This is a genomic window from Acetobacter fabarum (assembly GCF_029069195.1).
Classification (GTDB): Bacteria; Pseudomonadota; Alphaproteobacteria; order Acetobacterales; family Acetobacteraceae; genus Acetobacter; species Acetobacter fabarum_A.
On the sequence record NZ_JARDYK010000002.1, the window covers coordinates 355,227 to 380,539 of the forward strand.

Annotated in this window: 22 protein-coding genes; 15 read left to right on the forward strand and 7 right to left on the reverse strand. The window is 60.2% G+C overall.

All coding sequences use genetic code 11. The annotated features are described in order from the left end of the window. Positions 1-15: 15 nt before the first annotated feature. The 7 genes from dusB to hflX all read left to right on the forward strand — a co-directional run bounded on the left by dusB (position 16) and on the right by hflX (position 9,013). Positions 16-1,086: a tRNA dihydrouridine synthase DusB gene (gene dusB / locus PY793_RS04905; protein ID WP_275176980.1), complete on the forward strand. Its 1,071-nt coding sequence runs from the start codon at positions 16-18 to the stop codon at positions 1,084-1,086. Then, a complete protein-coding gene (locus PY793_RS04910) occupies positions 1,083-2,189 on the forward strand; it encodes a two-component system sensor histidine kinase NtrB (protein ID WP_275176981.1) in 1,107 nt (368 codons plus the stop codon). Before dusB ends, PY793_RS04910 begins: the two co-directional genes overlap by 4 nt. Before the next feature lie 61 nt (positions 2,190-2,250). After that, positions 2,251-3,693 (forward strand): nitrogen regulation protein NR(I), encoded by a 1,443-nt coding sequence (gene ntrC / locus PY793_RS04915; protein ID WP_275176982.1) that lies wholly within the window; start codon positions 2,251-2,253, stop codon positions 3,691-3,693. Between the two features lie 8 nt (positions 3,694-3,701). Then, positions 3,702-5,969 (forward strand): sensor histidine kinase NtrY-like, encoded by a 2,268-nt coding sequence (locus tag PY793_RS04920; RefSeq protein WP_275176983.1) that lies wholly within the window; start codon positions 3,702-3,704, stop codon positions 5,967-5,969. Continuing rightward, the gene (gene ntrX / locus PY793_RS04925; protein ID WP_275176984.1) at positions 5,959-7,350 is read left to right on the forward strand and encodes a nitrogen assimilation response regulator NtrX; all 1,392 of its coding nucleotides are present in this window, start codon (positions 5,959-5,961) and stop codon (positions 7,348-7,350) included. The genes PY793_RS04920 and ntrX overlap by 11 nt, the downstream gene beginning before the upstream one ends. Before the next feature lie 78 nt (positions 7,351-7,428). Then, positions 7,429-7,713, forward strand: coding sequence for an RNA chaperone Hfq (gene hfq / locus PY793_RS04930; protein WP_275176985.1), 285 nt, complete (start codon positions 7,429-7,431; stop codon positions 7,711-7,713). Then, entirely contained in the window at positions 7,694-9,013 is a 1,320-nt protein-coding gene (hflX, locus tag PY793_RS04935) for a GTPase HflX (RefSeq protein ID WP_275176986.1), read from the forward strand. The genes hfq and hflX overlap by 20 nt, the downstream gene beginning before the upstream one ends. 67 nt (positions 9,014-9,080) lie before the next feature. Here hflX and PY793_RS04940 read toward each other — a convergent pair whose 3' ends face one another. The 3 genes from PY793_RS04940 to PY793_RS04950 all read right to left on the reverse strand — a co-directional run bounded on the left by PY793_RS04940 (position 9,081) and on the right by PY793_RS04950 (position 13,271). After that, positions 9,081-9,713 carry an NUDIX hydrolase gene (locus PY793_RS04940; protein ID WP_275176987.1) on the reverse strand — a complete coding sequence of 211 codons (633 nt, stop codon included), beginning with the start codon at positions 9,711-9,713 and terminating at the stop codon, positions 9,081-9,083. A 90-nt stretch (positions 9,714-9,803) separates the two neighbouring features. Next, on the reverse strand, positions 9,804-12,419 hold the full coding sequence (clpB, locus tag PY793_RS04945; RefSeq protein WP_275176988.1) for an ATP-dependent chaperone ClpB: 2,616 nt from the start codon (positions 12,417-12,419) through the stop codon (positions 9,804-9,806). Positions 12,420-12,662: 243 nt separating this feature from the next. Beyond that, complete coding sequence (locus PY793_RS04950; RefSeq protein WP_275176989.1) at positions 12,663-13,271, reverse strand: superoxide dismutase; 609 nt, start codon at positions 13,269-13,271, stop codon at positions 12,663-12,665. A gap of 246 nt (positions 13,272-13,517) precedes the next feature. Between PY793_RS04950 and PY793_RS04955 the strand changes: the two genes are divergently transcribed. Further along, entirely contained in the window at positions 13,518-14,288 is a 771-nt protein-coding gene (locus tag PY793_RS04955) for a squalene/phytoene synthase family protein (RefSeq protein WP_275176990.1), read from the forward strand. A 24-nt stretch (positions 14,289-14,312) separates the two neighbouring features. Here the strand turns inward: PY793_RS04955 and PY793_RS04960 are convergent, their stop codons facing one another. Then, positions 14,313-15,188, reverse strand: coding sequence for an NAD(P)-dependent oxidoreductase (locus PY793_RS04960; protein WP_275176991.1), 876 nt, complete (start codon positions 15,186-15,188; stop codon positions 14,313-14,315). Positions 15,189-15,318: 130 nt separating this feature from the next. Here PY793_RS04960 and PY793_RS04965 point away from each other — a divergent pair, with 130 nt between their 5' ends. Further along, positions 15,319-15,948 (forward strand): protein-methionine-sulfoxide reductase heme-binding subunit MsrQ, encoded by a 630-nt coding sequence (locus PY793_RS04965; protein ID WP_275176992.1) that lies wholly within the window; start codon positions 15,319-15,321, stop codon positions 15,946-15,948. A 126-nt stretch (positions 15,949-16,074) separates the two neighbouring features. Next, the gene (gene lpxB / locus PY793_RS04970; protein WP_275176993.1) at positions 16,075-17,253 is read left to right on the forward strand and encodes a lipid-A-disaccharide synthase; all 1,179 of its coding nucleotides are present in this window, start codon (positions 16,075-16,077) and stop codon (positions 17,251-17,253) included. Between the two features lie 10 nt (positions 17,254-17,263). Here lpxB and hisI read toward each other — a convergent pair whose 3' ends face one another. The 3 genes from hisI to PY793_RS04985 all read right to left on the reverse strand — a co-directional run bounded on the left by hisI (position 17,264) and on the right by PY793_RS04985 (position 19,572). Further along, positions 17,264-17,695: a phosphoribosyl-AMP cyclohydrolase gene (gene hisI / locus PY793_RS04975; RefSeq protein ID WP_275176994.1), complete on the reverse strand. Its 432-nt coding sequence runs from the start codon at positions 17,693-17,695 to the stop codon at positions 17,264-17,266. Further along, complete coding sequence (ygfZ, locus tag PY793_RS04980; protein WP_342803913.1) at positions 17,692-18,567, reverse strand: CAF17-like 4Fe-4S cluster assembly/insertion protein YgfZ; 876 nt, start codon at positions 18,565-18,567, stop codon at positions 17,692-17,694. The genes hisI and ygfZ overlap by 4 nt, the downstream gene beginning before the upstream one ends. A gap of 90 nt (positions 18,568-18,657) precedes the next feature. Then, positions 18,658-19,572, reverse strand: a complete 915-nt coding sequence (locus PY793_RS04985; RefSeq protein WP_275176996.1) for a glycosyltransferase family 9 protein — start codon at positions 19,570-19,572, stop codon at positions 18,658-18,660. A gap of 167 nt (positions 19,573-19,739) precedes the next feature. Between PY793_RS04985 and PY793_RS04990 the strand changes: the two genes are divergently transcribed. The 5 genes from PY793_RS04990 (at position 19,740) to PY793_RS05010 (ending at position 25,305) form a co-directional block, all read left to right on the forward strand. Then, on the forward strand, positions 19,740-20,129 hold the full coding sequence (locus tag PY793_RS04990; protein WP_275177113.1) for a hypothetical protein: 390 nt from the start codon (positions 19,740-19,742) through the stop codon (positions 20,127-20,129). Positions 20,130-20,284: 155 nt separating this feature from the next. Beyond that, complete coding sequence (locus tag PY793_RS04995; protein ID WP_275176997.1) at positions 20,285-20,980, forward strand: hypothetical protein; 696 nt, start codon at positions 20,285-20,287, stop codon at positions 20,978-20,980. A gap of 4 nt (positions 20,981-20,984) precedes the next feature. Next, a complete protein-coding gene (locus PY793_RS05000) occupies positions 20,985-22,376 on the forward strand; it encodes a PQQ-like beta-propeller repeat protein (RefSeq protein ID WP_275176998.1) in 1,392 nt (463 codons plus the stop codon). A gap of 13 nt (positions 22,377-22,389) precedes the next feature. Further along, the gene (gene der, locus PY793_RS05005) at positions 22,390-23,805 is read left to right on the forward strand and encodes a ribosome biogenesis GTPase Der (RefSeq protein WP_275177114.1); all 1,416 of its coding nucleotides are present in this window, start codon (positions 22,390-22,392) and stop codon (positions 23,803-23,805) included. 108 nt (positions 23,806-23,913) lie between these two features. Next, positions 23,914-25,305, forward strand: coding sequence for an MFS transporter (locus tag PY793_RS05010; protein ID WP_275176999.1), 1,392 nt, complete (start codon positions 23,914-23,916; stop codon positions 25,303-25,305). The last annotated feature ends 8 nt before the right edge of the window (positions 25,306-25,313 follow it).

Sequence of the window (25,313 nt, forward strand, 5' to 3'; positions counted from 1 at the left end):
CAAATGGAAATGACTGTGCAAACGCAACCTCTGCTGCGTCCGATTGATCTGGGCGGTGTTGTTCTTGATACGCCAGTAATTCTGGCGCCCATGTCCGGCGTGACCGACCTGCCTTTCCGGCGGCTGGTCCGCAGGCTGGGGGCTGGCCTTGTTGTTTCCGAAATGATTGCCTCATGGGCAATGGTGCGCGAGAACGATACAACCCTGCGTATGGCCGAAGTGGCTGATGCCGGTGGCCCCAATGCCGTACAGCTGGCCGGGTGTGACCCGCAGGCCATGGCCGAGGCCGCCCGCATTGCCGTGGACCGTGGCGCGGATCTGATCGATATTAATTTCGGCTGCCCGGTTAAAAAGGTAGCTGTGGGGCAGATGGCTGGTTCCGCCCTGATGCGGGACGAGGCTGCGGCGCAGCGCATGCTGCAAACTGTGGTCAGGGCGGTGTCCGTGCCTGTTACGCTCAAAATGCGCATGGGCTGGGACCATGAGCACCTTAACGCCCCCGTACTGGCCCGTATTGCGCAGGATGCGGGTATTCGTATGATTACAGTGCATGGGCGTACCCGCCAGCAGTTTTATAACGGCACGGCGGACTGGGCTTTTGTGCGCACAGTCAAAAACGCGGTGGACCTGCCCGTTATTGTCAACGGAGATATCCTGACCACGGCGGATGCCCGTAACGCACTGGCCCAGTCTGGTGCTGATGGGGTGATGATCGGGCGCGGCTGCTATGGGCGGCCGTGGTTTCTGGCACAGGTTGCCCATGCCCTGCGCACGGGGGAGGAAATGCCAGACCCGGCTCTGGCACAGGAAAAAGCTATTGTGCTGGAGCATTATAATATGATGCTGGAGCATTTTGGCCCACGCCCCGGCCTGCGGCTGGCCCGCAAGCATGTGTCCTGGTACTCGGCCGGGCTGCCAGCTTCGGCTGCGTTCCGCGCTGCCTTCAACAAGGTGGAAACACCGGATGAGGCTCTGGCCCGGATTGCCGAATTTTATGACCAGCAGATTGCCGCCGGTGCACAGCGGGAACCGCGTGCCTCCCGTCAGGAGGTTGCGCGCCAGCAAGAACAGGCTCACGCGGCGTGAGCACAAAAGCGCCAGACAGGGCAGAGCCTGACGCGGCGCTTTTACTGGATAGTCTGCCTGTCCCGTTGCTTGAAGTCGGGGTAGGGAATTCTGTTCTGGCGCTCAATATGGCTGCGGAAGAGTTTTTTGGTATGTCCCGCCAGCAGATCAGGGCTGGTGGTATGGCCGAAATTGCCCCCCCTGACCATCCGATTTACCTTCTGCTTGCCCATCTGCGCCAGCGCGGGGGGAGTGTTACCGAGCATGACCTCCTGTTCAGTTCCCCACGCTTCCACCACGAGGGGGTGAGCGTGCAGGGGGCAGAGGTGCTGGACCATCCGGGGCATCTGCTGCTTACCTTTCATCTGCCTTCCACCGCACGGGTGCTGGACCAGCAGCAGGTCTACCGCTCGGCGGCGCGCAGTGTGTCGGGTATGGCGGCCATGCTGGCCCATGAGGTACGCAACCCCCTTTCGGGCATAAAGGGAGCGGCCCAGTTGCTTGAGCAGGCCGTAGGAGATGCAGACCGCGACCTGGCTACCCTGATCTGTGATGAGGTGGACCGCATAGATGCGCTGGTCGAGCGCATGGGCATGTTTGGTGAGGCGCAGATGGACTACCGCGCCCTGAACATCCATCGTCTGCTTGAACACGTAAAGCTTCTGGCCAGCAATGGTTTTGCCAAAAACCTGCGGATTATAGAGCAGTATGACCCCTCGCTCCCCCACGTATGGGGGGACCGGGACAGGTTGGTGCAGGTGCTGCTCAATCTGGTCAAGAACGCGGCGGAAGCTCTGCATGAAGCAGGCAGAAAGGGAGATATTACCCTGATGACCAGTTACCGCCCGGGTATTCGCGTGACTGCTCCTGGCACAACCCAGTGGCGGCACCTGCCGCTGGTGGTCACCATAAGGGATACAGGGCCAGGTATTTCGGAGACTGTCAGGCCGCATCTGTTTGAGCCCTTTGTGTCCACCAAGATCAACGGTAGCGGGCTGGGGCTGGCGCTGGTGGGCAAGGTAATGGATGATCACGGCGGAGTTATGGAAGTCGAAAGCCGACCGGGCAGAACGGAGATCAGTCTTTTCCTTCCGCTGGCGGAAGAAAGGGCTGGACTGTCTTGACCTTGAGGCTGCCCGCGCCTGATAAGCCTCTCCCTGTTGTTATTCCTCTGGTTCCAAACGCATGACCCCGCTGCCCACCATTCTCGTTGCTGATGATGACCGCTCCATCCGTACCGTGCTGGGGCAGGCACTTGGTCGTGCGGGTTATCAGGTTCAGGTCACGCCCTATGCTTCCACCCTATGGCAATGGGTGCAGGAGGGAGAAGGTGATCTGGTCATTACCGACGTGGCCATGCCTGATGGCAACGGGCTGGAGCTGGTCACGCGTATCCGCCAGATCCGGCCTGACCTGCGGGTTATTGTCATGAGTGCCCAATCCACGCTGACAACTGCCGTAAAGGCCACGCAGCGCGGCGCTTTTGAATATCTGGCCAAGCCATTCGACCTTAAGGAACTGCTTGCGGTTGTGGCGCGTGCGCTGACAACCCCGGTGCAGGAGGCGGAAAAACCCGCATCCCCCCAGACGCCGGAGGAACGGCTGCCGCTGATCGGGCAATCCGTGGTCATGCAGGGCATTTACCGTAGCATTGCCAGACTGACGACCTCGGACCTGACTGTTATGATTACGGGTGAGAGTGGCACTGGCAAGGAACTGGTGGCCCGTGCCCTGCATGAATATGGTCGCCGCCGCAGTGGGCCGTTTATTGCTGTCAACATGGCCGCCCTCCCGCGTGAGCAGATTGAGAGCGAACTGTTCGGCTACGAGCGGGGCGGTAATCTGGGTCGCATGCCCGGCCGGTTTGAGCAGGCATCGGGTGGTACGCTTTTCCTTGATGAGATCGGGGATATGCCACAGGAAGCTCAGACCCGCCTCCTGCGCGTGTTGCAGGAAGGGGAGTTTACAACCGTGGGTGGCTCCACCCCCCTGCATGCCGATGTGCGGATTGTGGCCGCCACGCACAGGGATCTGCGGCAGGCCATACAGGCGGGTGCTTTCCGCGAGGACCTGTATTACCGCCTGAACGTGGTACCCCTGCGTCTGCCCCCCCTGCGTGAGCGACGGGAGGATATATCCCTCCTTGCCCGCCATTTTCTGGCCCAGTGCCGCGAGGCGGGTGGAGGCTACCGGACATTGGATGAGGACGCCATGACCCGCCTGCAGGCATGGCGCTGGCCGGGCAATGTGCGGGAACTGGAAAACCTGATCCGCCGCATTGTGGCCCTGTATTCGCAGGAGACCATTACGGCTGATCTGGTAGATGCGGAACTGGCTGACCCTTTGGGGAATGATTTTGTGCCAGAGTGCAGGCAGGTGGCCGAACCACTGGTTGATTCAGTCTCGCGCCATATTGCCCGTTATCTGGAAGCCGGGCGCGAAGGTATGCCGTTGCATGATCTGCATGCCCGTATTATTGCTGAAGTGGAACGTCCTCTAATCCTGATGACGCTGACGGAAACACGGGGCAACCAGATCAAGGCCGCCGCCATGTTGGGGTTGAACAGGAATACCTTGCGTAAAAAAATACGTGACCTTGAGATTCCCGTTGTGCGTGGCGTAGTCTAGCCACGGGTATGACACACGCAACACGGTTCTCCTTTTCCAACCTGTTTTCGCGCACGCGCCTGCAATGGCTGTTGCGTGCGCTTGAGCGCAGGAGCGTGGCCGTAACGCTGGTGGCTCTGGCGCTATGCCTTGTGTTTGCAACATTTGTTGTGCTTTCGGGCGGGATGTCTTTTGGGCATTACGCTGTGGTTGAACCGCTGGTGCTGCTTGTTAACGGGCTGGTGCTGCTGCTGGTGCTGCTGGCCATGGGGGTCCGTGGCTGGCCTATTCTGGTGGAATACCGCAAGGGGCTGGCGGGCACGCGCCTGCATGTGCGCCTTGTTACCCTGTTTGGCATTGTGGCCGTTGCTCCCACAGTGGTGGTGGGTGTGTTTGCCACCCTGTTTTTCCATTACGGAATACAGATATGGTTTTCCGACCGGGTCAACACGGCGCTGAACGAGGCCTTGCAGACATCACGGGGGTATTTGCAGGAGCATAACGCCAATATCCGTACAGATGCGTTCTCGATGTCCAATTACATCATGAGTGCGCAGAACGAGCTGGCCGCCAGCGGCATGGAACTGTTGCAAGACCATGATGCCCTGTCCCAGATGCTCGACAGTCAGGCGACCATACGCGGGCTGACCGAAGCACTTGTGTATGACCCCATTACCAACCGCGTTGTGGCGGCGGGCGGGCTGATGAGCCGGACAGGCTACCTGCAGGACCTGCCTCCGCCTGCGGCCACGCTCATGGCGCGCTCCAATGATGTGGCCATTCTGGATTCTCCGGACGAGCGCACGGTGCGTGCGGTTGTGGAACTGTCGCAAACGCCCACACTCATGCTGGTGATTACCCGGCTGGTTGACCCGTCCATTCTGGAGCATATGCACCGGACGGAAAAAGTGGTGGCGGATTACAAACACCTCAATAGAAACAAGGCCAAAATTCAGCTTACCTTTGTTATGATCTTTGCTCTGGTGGCACTGCTGGTGCTGGCTGTTGCCGCCCTGATCGGCTTTGCACTGGCCAACCAGATTGCCCGCCCGCTTGGCCTGCTAAGCATGGCTGCCCGCCGGGTGAGCGAGGGCGATCTGCGCGTCCATGTGCCCGAAACCGACCGGGATGACGAAGTGGCAAGCCTGTCCCGCGCCTTTAACCGCATGACGGAAGAACTGGACAGCCAGCGTTCGGAACTGATGCAGGCTTATGGGCAGATCAATGAGCGCAGGCGCTTTACCGAGGCTGTTCTGTCCGGTGTATCCGCAGGGGTGATCGGGCTGGATGTGGAGCAGCGGATCGAACTGCCAAACCGTGCGGCCAGCGTGCTGCTCCAGACCAATCTGGCAGATGCCACGGGCGAGCCGCTGGCAACCCGTGTGCCGGAATTTTCCGGATTGCTCGAAGAGATCACCCTCTCGCCCGAGACCGTGTTCACGCGTGAAATCCAGATCGGCCACGCCACCAGCCAGCGTACCCTGCTTGTGCGTGTGGGGGCGGAACTGCGCGGCTCCGTAACCGAAGGGTATGTCATGACTTTTGATGACATTACCGCTTTGCAGCAGGCCCAGCGCAAGGCGGCCTGGGCGGATGTGGCCCGCCGCATTGCGCATGAGATCAAGAATCCGCTTACTCCCATCCAGCTTGCGGCCGAGCGGCTCAAACGCCGTTTTTTGAAGGAAATTACCTCCGACCCCGATACATTCGCCCAATGCGCGGACACGATCGTGCGTCAGGTGGGGGATATCGGGCGCATGGTGGATGAATTTTCGGCTTTTGCCCGTATGCCGCAGCCCGTTATGAAGGGTGAGAACCTTTCCCGTATTGCGCAGGAGGTGCTCATCCTGCAACGTAACGCCCATCATGAGATTTTGTTCCACCTTGATCTGCCACAGCACGGACCTCTGGTTCGGTGCGACCGGCGGCTTATCAGTCAGGCCTTGATCAATCTGCTGCAAAATGCGGCCGATGCCATTGCCATGCTCCCCCGGCAGGCAGACGCATCCGGGCCGGAAGCGGCTCCCAGAGGAGAGGTGTGGGTGCGTATTGCGCAGGAGGGGGAAAACATTGTTATTGTCGTGGCCGACAATGGAGTGGGGCTTCCCGAGGACGACAGGAACCGCCTGACCGAGCCTTACGTAACGCACAAAGCCAAGGGAACAGGGCTGGGATTGGCTATTGTGAAAAAAATCATGGAAGATCATGGTGGAACGCTTCGTCTGGAAGACAGGGCAGGAGAGAAGGGAACTGTGGCTACTCTGGTTTTGCCGGTGAAAGACGACCATGGCGCATGAAATCCTGATCGTTGATGACGAACCCGACATCCGGATGCTGATAGAAGGCATTCTGTGTGATGAAGGGTACGAGGCCCGCGTGGCCTCCAGTTCCGAGGCGGCTCTGGCGGCTTTTCGGGTTCGCAGGCCGTCTCTGGTCATTCTGGACGTGTGGTTGCAGGGCTCGGATATGGACGGGCTGGAAATCCTGCAGACCATGAAGGCGGAGGAAGCCTCCGTGCCCGTGGTCATGATTTCGGGCCATGGCACGATCGAAACCGCCGTGGCGGCTTTGCAGCATGGTGCCTACGATTTTATAGAAAAACCGTTTCAGGCCGATCGGCTGCTGGTCATTGTCCGCCGTGCGCTTGAGGCATCGCGCCTTGCGCGCGAGAACGAGGAACTGCGCCTGCGTGCGGGGCAGGATGCAGACCTGTATGGCAGCAGCGCCCAGATTGTGGCCATTCGCAACCAGATAGAAAAGGTGGCACCCACCGGCTCACGCGTGCTGATCAGTGGCGGTCCGGGGTCAGGCAAGGAGGTGGCCGCCCGCATGATCCATGCCCGCTCCCGCCGGACGGATGGACCTTTTGTGGCGCTCAACTGTGCCACGCTGGCCCCGGGCCGGTTTGAGGAGGAACTGTTCGGGCTGGAAGGCGGGGTGGATGGTGTTGGCCGCCGTACAGGCGTGCTCGAACGCGCCCATGGTGGCACCCTGCTGCTGGACGAGGTGGCGGACATGCCGCTGGAGACGCAGGGCAAGATCGTCCGCGCCTTGCAGGACCAGACTTTTGAGCGGCTGGGTGGTGGCTCCCGCGTTAAGGTGGATGTGCGCGTACTGGCGACCACCAACCGCGATCTTCAGGCCGAAATTGTAGGCGGGCGCTTCCGCGAGGATCTGTATTACCGTCTGGCGGTCGTGCCTTTGCGGATGCCAGCCCTCAAGGAACGACGGGACGATATTCCCGGTCTGGCCACGCTCTTCCTGCACCGTGCGGCGGAGATGGCAGGCCTGCCCTCACGCGATCTGTCGCCTGATGCCGTAGCGGTTCTGCAGGCGTATGACTGGCCGGGGAATGTGCGTGAATTGCGGAACCTGATGGAGCGGGTGCTGATCATGCAGCCCGGCAGCAGTCAGGACCTGATCCGTGCGGACATGCTGCCTTCCACAATAGGGGAGAACGCACCGGGGCTGTTAAAGTTTGATGCTTCGACCGATGTCATGAGCCTGCCACTGCGCGAGGCGCGGGACCTGTTTGAAACTCAGTACCTTCAGGCACAATTATTACGATTTGGAGGGAACATAAGCCGCACAGCGTTGTTTGTGGGCATGGAGCGGAGCGCTTTGCATCGTAAACTCAAGCAGCTTGGTGTAACATCGGACGAGCGGAACACTGGCTGATCAGTGAGTTGTTACGAGTCAGGGCAGGCGTTGGATCTGGCTCCCAAGAAAAAAGAAAATGGAATAGGGTCGCACACAGTGGAAAAAGAGAGTGCACATAATGTGCAGGATGCATTTTTAGGCCAGATTCGCCGTTCCCGGGCGGCTGTGACCGTATTTTTGGTCAATGGTGTCAAACTTCAGGGTTTTATTACGTGGTTTGATGATCAGGTGGTGCTTCTCCGGCGTGATGAGCAGACCCAGCTTATTTACAAACATGCCATCAGCACAGTTATGCCCAGTATTCCCGTAGATATTGCAGACTCCACCGGAGCGGACGCAAAGGCGGACAAGGAACCATCTCTTGGCGACGAGTTTTACTGAGAAAAAACAAACGGTTGCAACGCGTGCTGCCGTTATTCTGCCATGGGAGCGCTCAGTCCATGGGCAGGACGTCAGGGCCGCGGAGGCCCGGCTGGAAGAAGCCGTTGGCCTGACGGCCTCAATCGGTCTGGTTATTGTCCGTAAAGCCGTTCTTTTGCTGCGTATGCGCCGCTCGGCCACATTGCTGGGCAAGGGACAGATCGATTCCCTCAGAATTGCAGTCAAGGCCGACAATATTGACGTAATGGTGGTGGACACCAAACTGACCCCCGCCCAGCAGCGTAATCTGGAAACCGAGTTCGGCTGCAAGGTGATCGACCGAACCGGCCTTATTCTGGATATTTTTGGTGCCCGAGCCGCTACGCGGGAAGGGACATTACAGGTTGAACTGGCGCATCTGGAGTACCAGCGTTCCCGCCTTGTGCGGTTGTGGACCCATCTTGAGCGCCAGCGCGGTGGCTTTGGCTTTCTGGGTGGTCCGGGCGAAACCCAGATCGAGGCTGACCGCCGGATGATTGGCGAGCGCATTGTGCGCCTTAAAAAGGATCTGGAGCAGGTGCGCCGCACACGCGGGCTGCACAGGCAGGCCCGCAAGCGTGTGCCATTCCCTGTCGTGGCCCTTGTAGGGTACACCAATGCGGGCAAATCCACCCTGTTCAATGCCCTGACCGGGGCCACCGTTTATGCGCAGGACCAGTTGTTTGCAACACTGGACCCGACCATGCGCGCCATTGAGCTGCCATCGGGGCGGCAGGTTATTCTATCGGACACGGTGGGTTTTATCAGCGACCTGCCAACAGAGCTGATCGCCGCCTTCCGCGCAACGCTGGAAGAAGTGGCCGAGGCCGATATTATCCTGCATGTGCGCGACATTGCCCACCCCGATAGCGCAACCCAGAAAAAGGACGTTCTGGGCGTTTTGCAGAGCATGGCCAAGGATAACATGCTTGAGCAGGACTGGCCGGGTCGCATGGTTGAGGTGCTGAACAAGGTGGACCTGCTGGGCGAACATGCGGCTGCCCTGCAAGGGGATGACAGCGTTGCCATTTCCGCCATTACGGGTGACGGGCTGGATCGACTTCTGGCCCGCATTGACCAGCGCATTACAGCGGGAATGGAAATGGTGCGTTACGCCCTGCCACTGGCCGATGGCGCAGCTCTGGCATGGCTGTACCAGCATGGTGAGGTTATAGGCCGCCACGACCGAGAGGAGGAGGCGGATATTACCGTGCGCCTGCTGGTTGAAGACCGTGCGCGTTTTGAGCGGCAGTTCCAGCACATTACGCCCCAGATAGCCTAGTGTTGTAGCCGGGGCAGCCCGGCCCGGTGGATCAGTCAGTCTGATCTGGCCGGGCAGGCGTTTTTAATCAGTCAAATTCGGTTGGCAGGCCCAGATTGGCATGGTGTGCAAACAGACGGTCAATCTGATAGCGCGAGATACGCCCGGTTGAGAGATCGTGCGGGATTTCATTGCGTGCAAAAAACCGGACCTCGCTGGTTTCAATACTGGTGGTGGGGGCTCCACCGGTGAGTTCTCCCAGAAAAAACAGTTTGGTGATGGAGAAAGCCTCGGGCGGTTCATGCCCCTGCCTTGCCCGGTCCAGAACCATGGCTAGGCGGGTAATCCGTACCGTGTAGCCGGTTTCCTCCCGTACTTCCTTGGCGGCGGATTCCGATGCGCTCAGGTTTACATCTGCCCAGCCGCCGGGCACGGTCCAGCGGTTCTGATCCATTACTTCCCGTACCATGAGCAGGCGGTTATGGGCGTCAAATACCCCGGCACGCACCTCCAGCTTTGGGGTGGCGTAGCCTGCCTGTTGGGCAAACAGGTCTTCTATCTGCTGGAGGGGGGCGCCACTGCCACGGGCCATCATTTTTGCGGCCAGAGTGCGCAGCATTTCGTAGCGTTCACGGTCAAACGGGTCGTTGGCAAAGGTCAGTCCGGTTTGGGCAATGGCCTGAACCTCTCTGGCCCAGATGAGCCATTCAGGCTCGGACATGGTTGTATTCCTTTCTTGTTCAATAAAAAAACGGGAAGGCATGCGCCCTCCCGTTTTTTTATGCGCTGTCCACAGGCGGGGGTATTGGGGTTAGTAGGCTGGTTCAGGCTCTGTGGCGGCCTGACCGTTGATCAGCAGACCGTCCCCGTTGGCAGAAATGTTTACGGTCTCACCATCATGGATCGCACCTTCCAGTAACAGCCCCGCCAGCGGGTTTTGCAGGCTGCGCTGAATAACCCTTTTAAGGGGGCGTGCACCATAAACCGGGTCGTACCCTTCATTCGCCAGCCATGTTTCGGCCAGAGCATCCAGATGCAGGCCAATCTTGCGGTCTTCGAGCAGTTTTTGCAGACGGCTGACCTGAATGTCCACAATCTTGGCCATATCCACCCGCTGGAGACGCGAGAAGAGGATAACTTCATCCAGACGGTTCAGGAACTCGGGGCGGAAGTGCTCGCGCACCACCTTCATGACCTGTGCCTGCACCATGGCTGGTGTATCTCCATCCGGCTGGTTGGCCAGATATTCGGAGCCGAGGTTACTGGTCAGGATGATCAGCGTATTGCGGAAGTCCACGGTGCGGCCCTGACCATCGGTCAGGCGGCCATCATCGAGCACCTGCAGTAGAATGTTGAACACATCTTCATGTGCTTTTTCCACCTCGTCAAACAGGATGACCTGATAGGGGCGGCGGCGCACGGCTTCGGTCAGCACGCCCCCTTCCTCATACCCCACATAACCTGGGGGCGCGCCAATCAGGCGGGCTACGGCGTGCTTTTCCATGAACTCGCTCATGTCAATCCGCAGCAGGGCTTTATCATCGTCAAACAGAAAGCGCGCCAGCGCCTTGGTCAGTTCCGTTTTGCCAACACCCGTTGGGCCAAGGAACAGGAAAGACCCGATCGGGCGGTGGGGATCCTGCAAGCCGGCGCGGGCACGGCGCACGGCATTGGCGACCGCACGCAGGGCGGGTTCCTGCCCCACAACGGATTTGCGCAGTTCGTCTTCCATCCGCAGTAGTTTGGCGCGCTCGCCTTCGAGCATCCGGTCCACGGGTACACCCGTCCAGCGTGAGACAACCGAGGCAATGCCCTGATCAGTCACCGCTTCGGAGACAAGGTTCGCACTTCTGGATTCCTGTCCCTCTGTCTGCTGCGCGCTGGCAATCTGGCCCTGCAGGTTGGGAATAACGCCATACATCAGCTCGGAAGCGCGTTGCAGGTCGCCCTTGCGCTGGGCTACTTCCACATCGGAGCGAGCCTGATCCAGCTGTTCCTGCAACTTCTGCACCGCGTTCACACGGTCTTTTTCCGCATGCCATGTGGCACTGAGTGTGTTGGACTTTTCTTCCAGATCAGCCAGTTCGGTTTCAACGGATACCAGACGGTCCTTGCTTGCGGTGTCGTCTTCCTTGCGCAGTGCTTCCCGCTCGATCTTGAGCTGGATAATACGGCGGTCCAGTTCGTCCAGCTCTTCGGGTTTGCTGTCGATCTGCATACGCAGCCGGCTTGCGGCCTCGTCTATCAGATCGATGGCCTTGTCGGGCAGAAAGCGGTCCGTGATATAGCGGTTGGACAGGGTTGCCGCAGCCACCAGCGCGCCATCGGTAATGCGCACACCATGGTGCAGTTCGTATTTTTCCTTGATCCCGCGCAGGATGGAAATGGTATCGGGCACGGAAGGCTCACCCACGTAAACGGGCTGGAAGCGGCGGGCAAGAGCTGCGTCTTTTTCAATATACTTGCGGTATTCGTCCAGCGTGGTGGCACCAATGCAGTGCAGTGTGCCGCGCGCCAGTTCAGGCTTGATCAGGTTGGAGGCATCCATGGCACCATCGGTCCGGCCTGCGCCGACCAGCGTGTGCATTTCATCAATGAACAGGATGACCTGCCCTTCGGCGGACTCAATTTCCTTGAGCACGGCTTTCAGGCGTTCTTCAAATTCACCGCGATATTTGGCACCCGCCACCAGTGCGCCCATGTCGAGCGAGAGGAGTTTTTTGTTTTTAAGCGCTTCGGGCACATCGCCGTTTACAATGCGCTGGGCCAGACCTTCCACAATGGCGGTCTTACCCACGCCGGGTTCGCCAATAAGCACCGGGTTGTTCTTGCTGCGGCGTGCCAGAACCTGAATGGCGCGGCGGATTTCCTCATCCCGGCCAATAACCGGGTCCAGCTTGCCCTGCTGGGCAACTTCGGTCACATCCCGCGCATATTTTTTTAGCGCGTCAAAATTGGCTTCAGCGTTTTCGCTGGTCACTGTGCGTCCCTTGCGGATGGTGGCTATGGCTTTTTCCAGCGCATCAGGGGTCGCGCCGTTGGTTTTGAGCGCCTGACCCGCCGCGCTGTCGGTTGCGGCAAGGGCTACCAGCAGGCGGTCCTGAGCGACAAAACTATCGCCTGCCTTCTGGGCGATCTGTTCGGCGGAATCCAGTGCACGCACCAGATCCGGGGTGGCGGCTGGCTGGCCAGCGCCTCCGCCCTGCACCTTGGGTAGTTTGGCCAGAGCCTGCTCATTGGCGGCGCGGATCGCATCGGGGTTGCCACCAGCGGCACGGATCAGGGCCGATGCGGCACCTTCCTCATCATCAAGCATGGCTTTAAGCAGGTGTTCGGGGGTGAGCTGCTGGTTAAAATCGCGCAGCGCAATCGTCTGTGCCGCCTGCAGAAAACCGCGTGACCGTTCGGTAAATTTTGCAATATCCATAATATCCCTCTTGTCCCTTTATCTTAGGCGACTGAAGGCCTTGCCCCATCCCGCTCTGCGGCAATGGAAGGCATGGTCTGTCGTGTTGACACTTCCTAAGATTGGAAGAGGCAACAGCACAATCAAGGGGGATGTGTGCATATGTCACACACCCGATGGAATGGCCGATATGAAAAAAGGCGGAGCCCCGTGGGAGCTCCGCCTTTTTTATACAAGACCCACCTGTAGTCAGTGGTTTTGCGTTCAGGCCGCGTTCAGCTGGGCCTCGGCAAATTCGTAGTTTGCCAGCTTGTCCAGGAAGTTGGTGATGTAGTCCGGGCGACGGTTGCGGAAGTCCAGATAGTAGGAGTGTTCCCATACGTCCGCTGTCAGCAGCGCCGTGCCCTGACCTTCGGCCAGCGGGTTGGTGCCGTTAGGGGTTTTGGTAATGGCCAGCTTGCCGTCCTTGCCCAGCACAAGCCATGCCCAGCCAGACCCGAACTGGGAGATGGCGGCCTTGCGGAATTCTTCCTTGAAGGTATCAATGCTGCCAAAATCCGCAGTAATTTTAGCGCCCAGCTTTTCGGGCATGGCACCGCCGGAGGTGGACAGGCTGTTCCAGAAGAACGAGTGGTTCCAATGCTGACCGGCATTGTTGAACAGGCCGGTCAGGTCAGCCTTGCCGTGCGCGGCAAGAATGATGTCTTCCAAAGACTTGCCAGCAAGGTCGGGCTTGCCTTCAAGCAGCGTGTTCAGGGTGTTTACGTAAGCCAGGTGGTGCTTGCCGTGGTGGAACTCAAGCGTTTCTTGGCACATGCCACGGGCGGCAAGGGCGTTGGGGGCGTAGGGGAGGGTTGGCAGTTCAAAAGCCATGACGTAACTCCGTCGTATCAAGCAGGGCGTGTTAAAAACGCGCCTGTCCAGAGCTATGGGTGCGCCATTGCGGCACAGAGCCAGCGGATGAAGGTCCGATGTCTCTTTATCCCTTGCTCACGGAAACTTGCCCTGCTGGTGGGGGTGGGGTGGCGCGGCAGTCCGTAAGGAAAGCTATATGTGCATTACGCATGAAACAGCATGTATTTGCAACATGCCACCGGGTAAGAGAAGCAGGATACAGTCATGAACACCCCTCCACCACACAGCGATATGCAGGTATTGGCGGAGCTTGCGGCGGGGGATGCGGACAGGCTGCTCTGTGCGCGTTTTCTGCCTGTCACAGCACAGCCGGGCGGGCTTGTGCTGCTGGCGTTTCATAACGAGCTGATTCGTGTGCTGGCTCCGGCCCGCTCGGCTGCGGTTGCCGGGCCGATGGCCGGGCTGATCCGCCTGCAATGGTGGCGCGAGGTGCTGGAAAAAAAACGTCCCCCCGAACATATTCTGGCCCCCTTTCTGCTGGAGATGATGGCGTGCGGGCAGGCCCGGCAGGGCACGCTGCTCCGCCTTGTTCACTCTTGCGAGATGGAGCTGGCTGGCGCGCGCGATCAGCCTGCATGGGAGGGCATGATGCGTGATGGCCCCGGAGCGCTGCAACGCGCGGTGGGCGAACTGCTCGGGGTGGAAGACCCTGCCATTCTGCTCAGGCTGGAAGCCTGTGGCATGGCTTATGGGGCAGGGGCCATGCTGCGGCACTGGCCTGTGCTCGAGCAATCGGGGCGGTTTATCTGGCCTGCACAGGTGGACGCGCTCAGGCTACAGGGGCGGGTATGGCTGGCCGCGCTGGATTGGCCCCATCTGCCCGGACCTTTCCGCCTTGCGGCCCTGCCTGCTGTACTGGCACGGCGGGACCTTGCAGGCACAGCCGCGCAGGCAGGGCAACCTCGTGGGCTGGGGGACCGCGCTGCACTCATGTGGCAGGGTGTTAAGGCCCTGCGTGCGTTCGGGCGCGGTTGAACGGCTTGTGAGCGTACAAAACCCTTACGGGTCGTTGGCCACAATGTTTTCCATGACTCCGATCAGGGCGGAATAGTCTGCATCCGCTGCGGCGCGGCGGGTCAGGGAGAGTTCCTGCGTGACTGCGGCCATGGTCGGCACGGGTACGGCCAGACGGGCGCAGGCATCCATAAGCAGGCGCATGTCCTTTTGCATCAGCCGGGTAGGGAACTGGGGCGAAAAATCGCCATCCTTGGCCATTTTGATCTTGCGCTTGTGATGGGGGGAAATCACGGCCATGTTATCCAGCGCGTCAAACAGCATGGCGCGGTCAAGCCCTGCGGCCAGACCATAGGCAATGCCTTCGGCCACAGCGGCCAGCCCGGCCCCCATAATCCCGTTGATCACCAGCTTGAGCCGTGCGCCGCTTCCAGCAGGACCGGTATGAATGGTCAGGCGGCCAATGGCGTCAAACACCGGTTTGGCGCGTGCCATTTCATCCTCACTGCCCCCCGCCAGTACAACCAGAGCTGCGCTGTCCGCCTCGGGCGTGCTGCCGGAAACAGGACAGTCCACAACGCTGATCTTCAGATTCCGGCCTGCATCGAGCAGGTCCTGCGCCGCCTCGGGGGAGACGGAACTTGTATTGAGTAACAGCCCTCCTTCAGGCATGCCAGCCAGCGCACCCTGCGGGCCGTACATGCTGGCGCGTAGGGATTCATCATCGGGTACGCACACAAGAACAATATCCGCCGTTTTGGCAACATCTGCCGGGCTGGGCAGGAAGGCGGTGTTCTCATCCCCTCCCTTGCCGGAGGGTGTGTAGGCCACGGCTGCAAACCCTGCTTTTTTCAGGTTTGTGGCCATGCGGCTGGCCATTGCGCCAAACCCGATAAAGCCGATTGTCTTTGCTGTGCTCATGGTATCAGAGACTCCTGCATGTTCTTGCGTATTATGGACATAACGCACAAACTCCTTTCAAGGTTAAGGCGCATGGTCTGGATGTGCTGTCAGGCACGGGTCAGGCACAGGGGAGGAATAAGGGCAGATCATGGCTCTACCAGTTGCTGGTCGCGCACGGCGCAACAACCTGTCGCCACTGGCGCGGCAGGTTTTGCTTTACAGCCTGTTCCTGCTTCCCGCCGTGTTTGATCTGGTGGAAGGCTGGCTAGGCTGGCTGGGGCCAAAACCCTACCGTGAATGTCTGCATGATTTTGGGCGTTATGCGTTCCGCTTTCTGCTGGTTTCGCTCATGGTCACGCCCTTGCGGCGATTTGCCGGAATGAACCTCATGCTCTACCGCAGGCCGCTGGGACTGCTGGCCTTTACTTACGCGGCCCTGCACATAACACTTTATCTGACATGGGCGCGCGGGCTTGACCCTGCCCTGATCCGGGCAGATTTTACCACCCGCCCGTTCCTGAGTTTTGGCCTGCTGGCTTTTGTAATCCTGTGCGTGCTGGCCGCCACCTCCACGCGCAAGTCCATTATGCGGCTGGGCAAGCGGTGGGCACCGCTGCACAGGACGGTTTACGTGGCCATGGTGCTGGCCTGCGTGCATTACAGCATTGCCTTCAAGGTCTGGCGCATTGAGCCATTTATCTATGCGGCCATAGCGGCTGCGGTGCTGGCAACGCGGCTGCTCCCCAAAACGCAGAAAAGCCGCCCGACCCCGGTTTAAGGGGCAGATGTAGGCCGTGTCGGCCTGTGTGGCAGTGGAAAGGTTTTTCTTTTCTTATCGCGGCTTGCACATTCCCTGTCTGGCCGGAATGGTGACTCGCTTGTGTTGTGTTCCAGGTGCATGAATATGCTTGAATTCCCTCCGTCATCACCTTTTGTATGGATCCTTGCCGGAGAGGCGAGCGGGGATGTGCTGGGTGCCCGGCTGATGCACGCTCTGCGTGCGCGTAACCCGCATATCCGCTTTGCCGGGGTGGGGGGGGCACGCATGGCGCAGGAAGGGCTTGTCAGCCTTTTTCCCATGCGGGACCTGGCGGTTATGGGGCTGGTGGAAATCCTGCCCCGTGTACGCCAGCTTTCACGTAGGCTCAATCAGGCTGTGGCAGACATTGCGGCCCAGAAACCCGATCTGGTCATTACCATAGACAGCCCCGGTTTTGCCCTGCGCCTGCTCCGGCGGATTGCAGGTATGGGTATTTTGCGCGTGCATTATGTGGCCCCGCAGGTATGGGCGTGGCGGCAGAAAAGGGTGCGCAAATTCCCCGGTCTTTGGGACGAACTGCTATGCCTGCTCCCGTTTGAGGAAGAGTTTTTTGGCAGGCACGGCCTGAAAACCCGCTTTGTGGGGCACCCGGTTCTGCAATCCGGTGCTCAGGAGGGGGATGCAGCCCGGTTCAGGGCAAGGCATGGGCTGGCGGATAACGCACGGGTGCTGGTGCTTATGCCCGGCAGCCGCCGCTCGGAAGTGCCGCGGCTGTTACCCGTGTTCAGGCAGATGCTGGTCCAGCTTCGCACCAGCATGCCTGATGTGGTGCCGGTTGTGCCAGTTTCCCCCGTGGTGGCGGCTACTGTTGAGCAGGCCGTGCATCATTGGCCCGTTCGCCCGATTGTGGTGACTGATGTGGATGACAAGCACGACGCATTTGCCGCAGCCGGGGCTGCCCTGACCAAATCGGGAACCTCCACGCTGGAACTGGCGCTGGCCGGTGTGCCCATGGCGGTAACATACCGGGTTAACCCCATTACGGCCTTTATGGCGCGCAGGCTGATCCGGGTGCCATATGTGGCTATGGTCAACCTGCTTGCAGGGCATGCGGTCGTGCCCGAACTGTTGCAGGAAAACTGCGCGCCAGACGTGCTGGCGCGGGAAGTGCGGACGTTATTTGAAAACTCTGCGGTGGCTCAGGCCCAGAAGGCGGCCTTTGCCACGGTCCTGCATGGGCTGGAAGGGCCGGGGGGGAGCCTGCCAGCGGATGCAGCGGCATCTGCCGTGCTGGACCTGCTGGCATTACGGGGGCGGGTGTAGGCCCAGCTCCTCAGGCGTGCGTGTGGTCGTGGGTTTTATAAAGCTCGGCGGGGTCAGTTTCAGGCTTGGTCAGTTCCAGCAGCCCGGTGGGGGAGAATGCGCGGTAAAAGCAGCTTCTGCGACCGGTATGGCAGGCAACGCCAATCTGGTTGACCAGAAGTAGAACGGCGTCTGCATCACAATCCAGCCGGGCTTCGTGCAGATGCTGGATCTGGCCGGATGTCTCCCCCTTGCGCCACAGCTTTTTGCGGCTGCGCGAGTAGTAGCAGACGCGCCCGTTCAGCAGTGTTTCACGCAGGGCTTCGGCGTTCATCCATGCAATCATCAGCACTTCGCCCGTATCATGCTGCTGGGCAATGGCGGCAATCAGGCCGGAAGCATCGTATTTGATTGTGCTGAGCATTGCATCAAGCACTGTGGCGTCAGGTGCGGTGTAGGTCATGGTTTGTCCGGTGTGGTGGCGGAGGGTTCTGGTGGCGTGCCAAGGGCTGGTAGCAGCCACGCGGGAGGGCGGGCAATCACGTTATGGTCAAGGCAGGTCAGGGGTTTGTCGACCATGTCCACCTTGAGCAGTGCCAGCCCGACATGATCGCGCGAGGAGCGCAGGGTACCAACCTCCTGCCCGTTATGCAGGACGGGTGTGCCGGGGGCGGGCAGGGGCGCTGTGGCGGCAATGGGTACAAGGCGGCGCTTGAGTAGCGTGCGGTAGTGCATGCGGGCTGTGACTTCCTGCCCCATGTAGCACCCTTTTTTCCAGGCAATGCCGCCAAGCAGGTCCATGTTGGCTTCTGCTGCCAGTGTGCGGCCGGGTTCGCAGTCCTGTATGCCATCGGGCAGGCCGAGGGTCAGGCGGTGCAGGTCATAGTCCAGTTGGGTGGCGGTCTGTTCCGTGCTGGCGGGCGGATCTATCAGCCGCCAGCCTGCGTTGGGCAGTCTGGGGTCTGCAACGCTTATTGCGTTTTCCAGCAAGGCAGCTTCGGGCCTGTTACCCCATGCGGCATAAACGGGGAGAGCGGTCAGTTCCATCTGCACATCCGAACGGAGCCGGAAGCGCATGAGCTGCATGCGCAGGGCCTCGGCCTGTTCGGTGGCGCAGTCCAGCAGCAGGCAGGTATCATCGGGGTCGGACAGGGCAAAAAAATCTGCCTGCCAGCGGCCCTGTGGGGTCAGGCATGCGGCCCATACCGCCTGTGCTGGTTGCAGGGCTGCAATATCCGCCGTGACCAGACCTTGCAAAAACCGCACACGGTCCGCGCCGGAAAGTTTGAGGATGGTGCGGCCCTCAAGCCGGGTGATGTGGGGTGGGGCAGGCAATGGCATGGTGTGTTGTCCTTTTTTGCAAGGATGCAGGCCGCAGGCGCAGACTTTAGACCGGGTGGGGCAGTGGAGCCATAGGCAGGCTGCTCATGTCCGGCCATGACGCAGGAGTGTCAGGGCCGCATGGGCTACGCACTCCACACTTAACCCGGCAATAGGGGCGTGTCCCTCCGGCCCTGGTGCCTCCACCCAGCGCGTAATGGCCCCGGTGGGGGCATATTCCGATGCGCGGGAGGGGCCAAACAGCCCCAGTGTGGGTGTGCCCGCCGCCGCAGCCAGATGCATTAACCCGGAATCGTTGCCGATATACAAAGCACAACGGGCCAGCATGGCGGCGGTTTCGGTCAGGGTAAACCGTCCTCCGGCGTCTATGGCGTGGGGCAGGTCATGCAGCACGGAGCTGGCCAGTTCTGCCTCCTGCGGGCCGGGACCATAAAAAATGGCAGGGCGGGCATGGGGGTAGGTGGCAGCAAGCCGCTGCCACAGAGGGAGGTAATGCCCGGTCGGCCAGACTTTGCCGTGCCAGTTGGCTGTAGGGCCAAGGGCAATCACCGGCGCATCAGGCGTGTGTGGCGGTATCATCTGCGCGGCGGCCTGATGGTCCGCATTGTTGAGCCACACCGTAGGGTGCGGGGCGGGGGAAAGGCCGAGCAGAGCGCCCAGATGTCCAACCCGCCTGCCGGGCCTGCGTCCCCCCCGCATGACAAACCGCCGCCCGGAGCGCAGGACAAAGCTGATGACCGAGCCGCGCAGGTCCACGGTCATGTCCCACCGGATGGGGGCGCAGGCTTTCCACAGATCCAGCCAGTGCAGGTCGTAGCGGCGTTTGTGCATGACCAGAACCCGCTCGAGTCCGGGCATGTGGCTGAACAGCCCGGCCGCAACAGGCCCGCAGGCAACGGTTATGCGCGCATCGGGCCATTGCTGTAGAAGTGTGTTGAGGATGCCGGTGGAAAGTACCGCATCCCCCAGACGGGTGGCCGTAATAAAAAGAATGCGCATGCCATCAGGCTATACTGTTTCTTCGTGTCTTTTCCAAGCAGAGCAGATATGGACATTTGCGCGGCATATGCCAGAAGATGGAGCGTTACAGCGCAGGCTGGCCCGCCCGGATGGAGCAGGCCGCCTGCCTGATGGTCCACTGTCCGGGCAATAAAGGTATTTTGGCAATGTTGCAGAAAGGTTTTTTACTGGCTTCCATCGGGGGGCTGGTGGCGATGGTCGCATGTGCTCCTGCCCATGCGGCGGAGCGGGCCTGGGCGCCCTCCACCTGTGGTGCGGAGCCTCAGGCCCCCGTGGTTGATGTCTCCAGCGTGGAAAAATATAATGTCAGCGTGGACAGGGTCAGTGCTTATGAAAAAGCCGCCCGCACCTATAATGCCTGTGTCTCCAGGATTGCGGTGAAGGAAGAAACCGCAATCAGCAACGAAGCGCGGGAAAAAATTGCTTATATTCATGATGGCAGCACCGCCGTGCAGCAGCGTATAGGGGCCAATTTTACCCAGCTGACATCTGCACTCAAGGTGGGGGGTGCCAGGTTGCAGAAAGCAGCGCACTAGGCCCTTTGGGGTTTTTGCCGTGCCGCCTGTTTGGTCGTAAGGCCGTAAACAGGTGCATAACAAACACGCTGCGCCTTGTATGATGCGTCCGGCTGGGGCAGATATGCCATAATACGGACAGGCATGTATTGGCAGGAACAGGAACGGGCCGGATCGTGGCAGAGGATATTTACCGGGAAGTTGACGAAGAGCTGAAGGCTGAACGCATGCGTGCGGTCGCCCGGCGTTATGCCGGTGTGGCTGTTGCTGCGGCGGTGGCCGTTGTGGCCGGTGCGGGCCTGTGGTCGTGGAAGCTTGCACAGCACAAGGCTCTGGATCAGGCGGCGACAGGCACGTATCTGGTCGCCTTGCGCCAGACTGATCACCTGCCAGATCAGGTGGGCAGCAGCCCCGTACCCCTTGTTGGCAAGGCGCAGAGCGGTCTGGACGCCCTGCAGAAGCTGGCAACGTCGGGTGATCAGGGTGTGGCAACGCTGGCCCGGATGCAGGAAGCCGCAGTGCAGGCCGCCCGGGGTGATGTCCCCGCTGCACTGGCCGCATGGAACGCCGTGCAGGACAACCCCGCAGCCGACCCGGCCCTGCGCAGCATTGCAACCCTGTTGTGGTGCCAGCATCAGCTTGATACGGGTGATATTCCTACCCTGCGCTCGCGCCTTTCCCTGCTGGCCGGGCAAGGTAAGGCCTGGAATGGCCTTGCCGTGGAGGCGCTGGCTGTTCTGGATGTGCGTGAAGGGCATAAGGATGATGCCCGTCAAAAACTGTCTGCCCTTGTGGACTCGGCCGAAACACCAGCAGGTGTACGCAACCGCGCACAGGGCATGATGCAGGCCCTTGATCCGTCAGCAGGATAAAACCATGAGCAGCAAAACATATACGGGCGGCGCAGCCCGCTCCGGCCTGACCCGCAGGAGCCTGCTGGCCGGGGTCGCTCTGGCCCCCACACTGGCCGCTTGTGGTGATGACGATAACAAACCCCTGCTGGCAGGGCATCGTACGGATGTCCTGTCATCGGGGGCTGGGCTGATGGTGGATAAGGAAGACCGTACGGTCATTACGCTGCCTGCGCCTGTTACGGTTTCTGAATGGCCGATCAGTGGCCGTGTGCCCGAACATACGGGCAGCAACTATGCGTGGGGCGGGCTCCATCGCCGTTGGAAGCATAGCATCGGTGCAGGTATTTCCGAGCCGGACCTTATGGCGTGGGCCGCTCTTGGTTCGCTTGGGCGGGGTATGCTGGCCTGCCCGCCTGTTATCCATAACGGTCGGCTGTTTGTTATGGATGCACAGGGCGTTATCCGTGCCTTTGCGTGGCCTGCCATGCGGCATGTGTGGACCTTTAACCCGCGGCCCAAGCAGTCGCGCTCCAGCAATATCGGTGGCGGCATCGGGGTTGAGGGGGATGTGCTGTATATTGTGGACGGCATTTCGCAGGCTGTGGCCGTTTATGCCGCAACAGGCAAGGTCAAGTGGCGCACCGATGTGGGGACGCCCGGCCGCTCCGCCCCGACCATTGCCGAAGGGCGGGTCTATTTTGGCACGATTGACGAGCGGTTTTTTGCGCTCGATGCCGCAACCGGCCACCAGATCTGGACATATGCCGCCACAACGGCCGAAACTACGGTGTTTGGCCAGGCTGCTCCCGCTTACGCCAATGGCGTTGTGGTGGCAGGCTTTGGTGGGGGCGACCTGATTGCCTTCCGCGCCGAAAGTGGTGAGGTCGTGTGGAGCGAAATGCTTGGCAATGTTGGCGCACAGGCCAGCACGCTCAACCTGAACTGCGTACGCGGCCTGCCGGTTATTGTGGGCAGCGTTGTTTATGCGATCAGCATGGCGCAGGTGCTGGCCGCGGTGGATATCCGCACTGGCCGCCGTGTGTGGGAGCGTTCCGTTGCCAGCCAGAACAGCATTCTGTGCGTGGGGGAATGGCTGTATGTTGTCTCCCTCGACCAGCAGATCGCCTGTATTGACCGCCTTTCGGGCCATGTGCGCTGGATTACCCAGCTCCGCCGCTTCCGCAAGATCAAGGAAAGCAAGGATATTGTTACATGGTTTGGCCCCATTATGGCGGGTGGCCAGCTTGTGTGCCTGAGCACTCTGCCAGAAAATGGCATGATCCGCATTAACCCGGTAACCGGCGCAATTATCTCTATCGATGCCATGGAGGCCATCTCCTTCGTGCCTCCTATTGTTGTGGACAATCAAATGCTTATCGTAACTAATGACGGAAACCTGATCTCCTATGGTTGAACGTCGCAAGTCCATGCGCCCCCTTCCGCCGATACCGACGGGGGATCTGCCGGTTGTTGTTATTGCCGGGCGCCCCAATGTGGGCAAATCCACCCTGTTCAACCGCCTTGTGGGGCGCAGGCAGGCACTGGTGGCCGATACTCCCGGCGTTACCCGTGACCGTAAGGAAGGGGTTGCCCTTGTCCGTGGTCGTCACATACGCCTGATTGATACCGCCGGGCTGGAAGAAGCCGCACCAGACACGCTGTTCGGTCGCATGCGTGCCTCATCCGAAAGTGCGGTGCAGGAAGCAGACCTTATTCTGTTCTGCATAGATGCACGCGCGGGTATTACCCCTGCTGACGAGCATTTTGCCCAATGGGTACGCCGCCAGAACAGGCCTGTGCTGCTGATTGCCAACAAGGCGGAAGGGCGGCAGGGTACGGCAGCCGCGCTGGAAGCCTATGCGCTGGGTCTGGGTGATCCGCTGGGCCTGTCCGCCGAACATGGCGAAGGCGTGACCGACCTGATGTGGGAAATTGCCGAACGCCTGCCCGCAGACAAGGTGGAGGAGGAAGAGGACGAGTGGGCTCCCGAACCCGACCTGCCTGAAGAGGGGGAGGAGGACATCCGGCCCAAAGGTCCGCTCAAGGTTGCCATTGTCGGGCGGCCTAACGCGGGCAAGTCCACGCTGCTGAACACGCTGCTGGGTGAAGAGCGGATGATTACCGGCCCCGAACCGGGCCTTACGCGCGATTCCATTGCCGTAACCCTGCGGGACGGGGACGATACGTTCGAGATTGTTGATACGGCTGGTCTGCGTAAAAAAGCCCGTATTGATGAAGCCTTGGAAAAAATGTCCGTCTCGGCCTCCATTGAAGCCCTGAAAATGGCGGAAGTGGCTGTGCTGGTGCTGGATGCAACCCTTGGAGTGCATGAGCAGGACCTTCAGATTGCCCGCCTGATCGAGCGTGAAGGACGTGCCTGTGTGCTCGCCCTGAATAAGTGGGACGCGGTGGAAGACCGTACGGCTACGCGCAAGGCCATTCTGGACCGGCTGAGCATTTCTCTTGCCCAGATGCGTGGTGTGCCGGTTGTCACTTTTTCCGCCCTGACCGGTTCGGCGGTGCAGAAGCTGCTCCCCGCCGTGCGCGAGGCCTGGACCGTATGGAATGCCCGCGTTCCAACAGGTGCGCTGAACCGCTGGTTTGAGGAAATGCTTGAACGCCACCAGCCTCCTCTGGTGGAGGGCAGGCGGCTCAAGCTGCGTTACATGACGCAGGTTAAGTCCCGCCCGCCAACTTTTGTTGTTTTTGGTACAAGAGCCGAGCAGATGCCCGATGATTACAAGCGGTATCTGGTCAATGGCCTGCGTGAAGCGTTTGATATGCCCGGTGTGCCTATCCGGCTGCAAATGCGCGGTACCAAAAATCCATACGCAAATACCTGACCCGAGCGGGTCAGGTAATGCGCAAAAAGGGTATCTGCTGCGGCTTTGTCATGGGCTGACAGTTCTGCCACAGGCAGTGTGCTGCCCCAGTAAGGAGCCAGAACCAGCATGACGCCCCCCCAGCAGACCATGCCCAGCCAGCCACCTCCCTCCGATGGTTTGCATGGCCCGGCCAGAAACTGGGCCATGCTGGCGGTTGCCCTGTCGGTTTTTCTGGCGCTGCTCGATTACGCCATCGCCAATGTGGCCCTGCCAGATATTGCGCGTGACCTCAGGGCGTCTTCTTCCTCCTCCATCTGGATTGTCAATGCCTACCAGATGGCCAGTCTGGTCTCCCTGCTTCCGCTGGCAGCTCTTGGCAGCCGGGTGGGGTTTGCACGGTTGTGCCGGGCGGGTATTCTGCTTTTTATGGTGGCTTCCCTCCTGTGCGCCATGGCAACCAGTCTGCCGGTACTGGCCGGTGCGCGGGTGTTGCAGGGTATAGGAGGTGCCTGCATTACAAGCGTGAATATTGCTCTGGTGCGCTTTATTTACCCTTCGGCGGAAATCGGACGCGGTATGGCGCTTAACGGACTGGTTGTGGCTCTGGGGGTGGCTCTGGGGCCAACGGCTGCTGCGGGTATCCTTACCTTTGCATCATGGCCGTGGCTGTTCTGGATCAATCTGCCGTTGGGTGCGGCGGCCCTTGGTATGGCGTTTTACGCCCTACCCAACACGCCGCGTGCGCTGCATATGCCCGATATTACCGGAAGCCTGCTGTGTGTTGTGGCCTTTGGAGCCTGCATTATGGGGGGCGATGGTCTGGTCCACGCCCAGAGCCGGGCTGGCTCTTTGCTCCTGCTGCTGTGCGGGTTTATGGCCGGTGCGTGGCTGGTCCGGCGCGAGATGGGGCTGACCCAGCCGATCCTGCCGGTTGACCTTTTGCGCCGCCCCGATTTTGCCGTGGCGTTCACGACCGGGTTCTGCGGGTTTATTGCGTCCAATTTTTATATCGTTTCCATGCCTTTTACCTTGCATGATGCGCTGGGCCTCAGCTCTGCCCAGACCGGCCTGCTCATAACACCCTGGCCTATTGGCATCATGCTCTCGGCCCCCGTTATCCGCCGGGTGGCAGACCGTATTTCGGCCGGGGTCCTGTCCTCCATCGGGCTGGGGCTGACGGCTTTGGGGTTTTTTCTGCTCTGGCAACTGCCCGTCCACCCTGCGCTATGGGATATTGCCTGGCGTACGGCTCTTGCCGGGTGGGGGTTTGGCTGCTTCCAGCCACCCAACAACCGGGCGATGATGGTCGCGGCTCCCCTGCACAGGGCTGGTGGTGCCAGTGGCATGGTGCAGGTGGCCCGCCAGGCCGGGCAGACCGTTGGGGCTATGGGAGTTGCTGCTTTTTTCACCTTCCGGGCTGATGCCGCCAACAGTGAATGCCTGCTGGTCGCAGGGTGTGTGGCTCTGTTTGCAACACTTCTCAGCGCCAGTCGTCTGCTGGGTGGGCGTTCTGCGTAATGCACCAT

Coding starts and splice junctions, on each gene's coding strand:
- ntrC (WP_275176982.1), top strand. CDS start 2,251: ATGACCCCGCTGCCCACCATTCTCGTTGCTGATGATGACCGCTCCATC.
- PY793_RS04920 (WP_275176983.1), top strand. CDS start 3,702: ATGACACACGCAACACGGTTCTCCTTTTCCAACCTGTTTTCGCGCACG.
- ntrX (WP_275176984.1), top strand. CDS start 5,959: ATGGCGCATGAAATCCTGATCGTTGATGACGAACCCGACATCCGGATG.
- PY793_RS04940 (WP_275176987.1), bottom strand. CDS start 9,713: ATGTCCGAGCCTGAATGGCTCATCTGGGCCAGAGAGGTTCAGGCCATT.
- clpB (WP_275176988.1), bottom strand. CDS start 12,419: ATGGATATTGCAAAATTTACCGAACGGTCACGCGGTTTTCTGCAGGCG.
- PY793_RS04950 (WP_275176989.1), bottom strand. CDS start 13,271: ATGGCTTTTGAACTGCCAACCCTCCCCTACGCCCCCAACGCCCTTGCC.
- PY793_RS04955 (WP_275176990.1), top strand. CDS start 13,518: ATGAACACCCCTCCACCACACAGCGATATGCAGGTATTGGCGGAGCTT.
- PY793_RS04960 (WP_275176991.1), bottom strand. CDS start 15,188: ATGAGCACAGCAAAGACAATCGGCTTTATCGGGTTTGGCGCAATGGCC.
- PY793_RS04965 (WP_275176992.1), top strand. CDS start 15,319: ATGGCTCTACCAGTTGCTGGTCGCGCACGGCGCAACAACCTGTCGCCA.
- lpxB (WP_275176993.1), top strand. CDS start 16,075: ATGCTTGAATTCCCTCCGTCATCACCTTTTGTATGGATCCTTGCCGGA.
- hisI (WP_275176994.1), bottom strand. CDS start 17,695: ATGACCTACACCGCACCTGACGCCACAGTGCTTGATGCAATGCTCAGC.
- PY793_RS04985 (WP_275176996.1), bottom strand. CDS start 19,572: ATGCGCATTCTTTTTATTACGGCCACCCGTCTGGGGGATGCGGTACTT.
- PY793_RS04990 (WP_275177113.1), top strand. CDS start 19,740: ATGTTGCAGAAAGGTTTTTTACTGGCTTCCATCGGGGGGCTGGTGGCG.
- PY793_RS05000 (WP_275176998.1), top strand. CDS start 20,985: ATGAGCAGCAAAACATATACGGGCGGCGCAGCCCGCTCCGGCCTGACC.
- der (WP_275177114.1), top strand. CDS start 22,390: ATGCGCCCCCTTCCGCCGATACCGACGGGGGATCTGCCGGTTGTTGTT.
- PY793_RS05010 (WP_275176999.1), top strand. CDS start 23,914: ATGACGCCCCCCCAGCAGACCATGCCCAGCCAGCCACCTCCCTCCGAT.